General features: G+C 66.5%; 3 protein-coding genes. All 3 read right to left on the bottom strand.

All coding sequences use genetic code 11. The features are described from left to right. The coding region (locus B3873_RS15630) for a heavy metal translocating P-type ATPase (protein ID WP_286867190.1) at positions 1–1,888 on the bottom strand (1,888 nt) is incomplete at its 3' end. A gap of 2 nt (positions 1,889–1,890) precedes the next feature. Beyond that, a complete protein-coding gene (locus B3873_RS15625; protein WP_286867188.1) occupies positions 1,891–2,733 on the bottom strand; it encodes a sulfite exporter TauE/SafE family protein in 843 nt (280 codons plus the stop codon). Between the two features lie 13 nt (positions 2,734–2,746). Next, positions 2,747–3,540, bottom strand: a 794-nt coding sequence (gene hemN / locus B3873_RS15620) for an oxygen-independent coproporphyrinogen III oxidase (protein WP_286867186.1), incomplete at its 5' end; no start/stop codon positions are given.

The following is a 3,540-nucleotide window of genomic DNA, read 5'->3' as shown; positions in this document are numbered from 1 at the left end:
TGCCCAGGTAGACCGAACCGGCCGCTGCCGCAGCGGGCTGGTTCAGTTCGGCAGGCATGGATTCTCCTGCGATCTCGGCCACGAAGCGGCGCGCGCCCAGGCGATACGGAACACCGTCGATGAGACAGTGCATGCCCGCGCCCGTGACGGAGCCGAGTTCGGCGACGTCGCAAGCGGCACTGCCACGACGCGCGGCCTCCTCCACCAGCGCCTTGGCCAGAGGATGCAGACTGCCGCGCTCCATGGCAGCGGCTACCGACAGGGCCTGCGCCTGGGGAATGCAACTCCACAGCGCCGTCATCTGCGGCCGGCCTTGCGTGAGTGTGCCGGTCTTGTCGAAGAGGATGGTATCGGCACGCTGCAAGGTTTCCAGCACGTTGCCGCGCACGACCAGCGTGCCTTCGCGCAGCAGGCGGTCGGTGGCGGCAGCCAGGGCCGATGGCGTCGCCAGCGACAGCGCGCAAGGGCAGGACACCACCAGCACCGCAATCGCGGTAGCCCAGGCGCGCGCCGGATCGATCAGATGCCAGGCAATGAAAGTGATCGCCGCCAGCAGCAGCAAGGCCACCACGAAACGCGAGGCCACGATGTCGGCCCACTGCGCCAGTGCCGGCTTGCCCTGTCCGGCCTGCTCCGCCAGACGGGTGATGGACGCGAGCGTGCTGTCGCGCGTGGTGCGTACGACCCGGAGCAGCACCGGCTGGCTCAGGTTGACCGCGCCGCCCGGCGCTTCCTGGCCGGGCTGGAAGGCTTGCGGACGGCTTTCGCCTGACAGCAGCGCCAGGTCCAGTTCAGCCACGCCTTCGAGCAGGCAGGCATCGGCGGCGATGGTGTCACCGGGGCGGGCCAGGATCACGTCACCGGCCTGCAATTGGCTGGCGGCCACCAGCGTCGTCTCACGTTGCAGCGGATACCCGCGCAGTACCAGCGCCGACGCCGGGAAAGCCTGTTGCATGCGCTCCAGCGCTGCCGCCGATTTGCGCCGCGCGGCAGTCTCAAGATAGCGGCTGGCCAGCAGCAGGAAGATGAACATGCTCACGCTGTCGAACCAGATCTCACCCTCGCCGCGCCACGTCGCGATGGCGCTGCCAGTGAAGGCCGCAGCAATGCCGATGGCCACCGGCAGGTCCATCCCGGGCGCACGCGCCCGCAGCCCCGCCCAGGCACCGGTAAAGAACGGCAAGGCCGAATAGAACACCGCCGGAATGGTCAGGAACAGACTGGCCCAGCGCATCAGCGCCATCATGTCGGGATCGATGCCTTCATGCGTCATGTAGACCGGGATGGCATACATCATCACCTGCATCATCGACAGCCCGGCGATGAACAACTGGCGGAACAGGCGACGGCCGGCGCGGCGCGCCTGCTCGCCCTGGCGCAGCGGATCGAAGGGATAGGCCGTATAGCCCAGGCCATGCAGGCCGCGCAGGATGGTGGAAGTAGAACAGCGCGCAGGATCGCGGCGGATATGCAGGCGCGCACTGGCCACGTTGAGTTCGGCCATGTCGATACCGGGCAGACGGGCCAGGTATTTCTCGATCAGCCAGACGCAGGCGGCGCAGCGCAAGCCATCGATGGAAAGCACCAGTTCCTGCGCGTGGTCCCCTGCGTCAGAAACTTCACCTTCGGCGGTCTGCACGGGCAGATCCACCAGGGCCAGCTCTGGCGGCAGCAAGTGTTCTGGATCGATGCGGGCAGAGGGAACGGTCCGCCGCAGGTAGAAATCTTCACATCCGCTCTCGACGATGAGCCGGGCCACGCTCTGGCAGCCCACGCAGCACAGGGTCCGGTTGAGCCCACCGATGTCCAGCGTCCAGGACTCCCCCGCTGGCACAGGCTGGCCGCAATGGAAACACAGGTTCGCCGCATCACTCCCGTCGTCGTGCATGCTCATCCTCCGTGCACCGGGCTAACGCAGAACACGTCGATCCAGCCGCGCGCAATGCCCAGGCCGCCAATCTCGGCGGCACGCAGCAAACCCAACAACCCGAAGGCCAAGACGATCACGCCGGCGCTGCGCCGCACCCAAGGGCGCGCAGCCAACTGGCGCAAGCGTGCACCGGACATGCCGGCCACCAGCAGCACCGGCAAGGTGCCAGCCCCGAAGGCCAGCATGGTCAGCGCCCCTTGCACGGCGCTGCCGGCCATGAGGGCGGTGAGCAAGGCACTGTAGACCATCCCGCACGGCAGCCAGCCCCACAGGCTGCCCAGCAGCAGCGCCTTGACCGGCGTATCCACTGGGACCAGCCGCGCTGCATGGGGACGCAGTCGGGACCAAAGACCGCTACCCCATTGCTCCATGCGGGACAGGGCGCTCCACCACTGGGTGAGGTACAGCCCCAGCAGGATCAGGACAAGATTGGTGATGACGTAGGCCACCGTCTGCGCCGGTGCCAGCCAGCCCAGCACATCGGCACCGCGCAACAGTCCGGCGGCGATACCACCGGCCAGCGCGCCGGCCAGCGCGTAGCTGGACAGGCGACCGAGGTTGTAGCCCAGCACGCGCACCAGATCCTGCCCGAAGGCCTGGATCTGGGCGGAGCCGGCGACATGAAGGGGAATGATGCGATGCGCCGCACGCCCCGGCGCTGCGGCCATGGCCAGCGCCGGGGCGGCGACGGCCGGGGCGCGCGGCGGCGCGGCTGAACTGAGCGCACCGATGATGCCCCCGCACATGCCGATGCAATGGACGCTGCCCATCAGGCCTACCAGGAAGATCGGCAGCAGGTTCATCGACGCGCCCCGCTCACACGGTCTGCGAATAACGCTGTGGTGTGTCCTTGTTCTGGCTTGCGGCTTTTTCGCGGTCCTGGGTCAGGTAGCGGTCGAACACCATGCAGATGTTGCGAATCAGCAGACGGCCCTTGGGCTCGACCGTGATCCATTCGGGTTCGATATTGATGAGGCCGTCCTCTTCCAGTTGCTTCAGTTTTTCCATCTCCGGTGCGAAGTATTCGCGGAAGACGATGGGATAGGCGATCTCCAGCGAATTGATCGACAGCTCGAAATTGCACATCAGCCGCTGGATGATCAAACGGCGCAGCACGTCGTCCATGCCCAGCTGGATGCCGCGGGCGATGGGCAGCGTGGAATTTTCCAGACGGGCGTAATAGCCGTCCAGGGTCTTTTCATTCTGGCTGTAGCTGCCGCCCACGGCGCTGATGGCCGAGACGCCGCAGGCGACCAGGTCGGTCTCGGAATGGGTGGAGTAGCCCTGGAAGTTCCGATGCAGGCGCCCCTGCTGCTGGGCGATGGCCAAGTCGTCGGTCGGCTTGGCGAAGTGATCCATGCCGATGTAGACGTAACCGGCGCCGGTCAGCTGGCGGATGCACAGCGAGAGCATGTCCAGCTTGCTGTCGGCGCTGGGCAGGTCTTCTTCCTTGATCTGGCGCTGGGTCTTGAACAGTGCCGGCATGTGCGCATAGTTGTAGACGGCGATGCGGTCCGGGCTGGCGGCGATGACCTTGGCCAGCGTGCGCGACATCGACATCACGTTCTGCTTGGGCAGCCCGTAGATCAGGTCGATGCTGACCGAGCGGA

Origin of the sequence: Herbaspirillum sp. UBA812 (assembly GCF_002296545.1) — a bacterium.
GTDB lineage: Bacteria > Pseudomonadota > Gammaproteobacteria > Burkholderiales > Burkholderiaceae_D > Herbaspirillum > Herbaspirillum huttiense.
The sequence above is the reverse complement of the archived record's forward strand: the minus strand, read 5'-3'. Positions and strand labels throughout refer to the sequence as shown.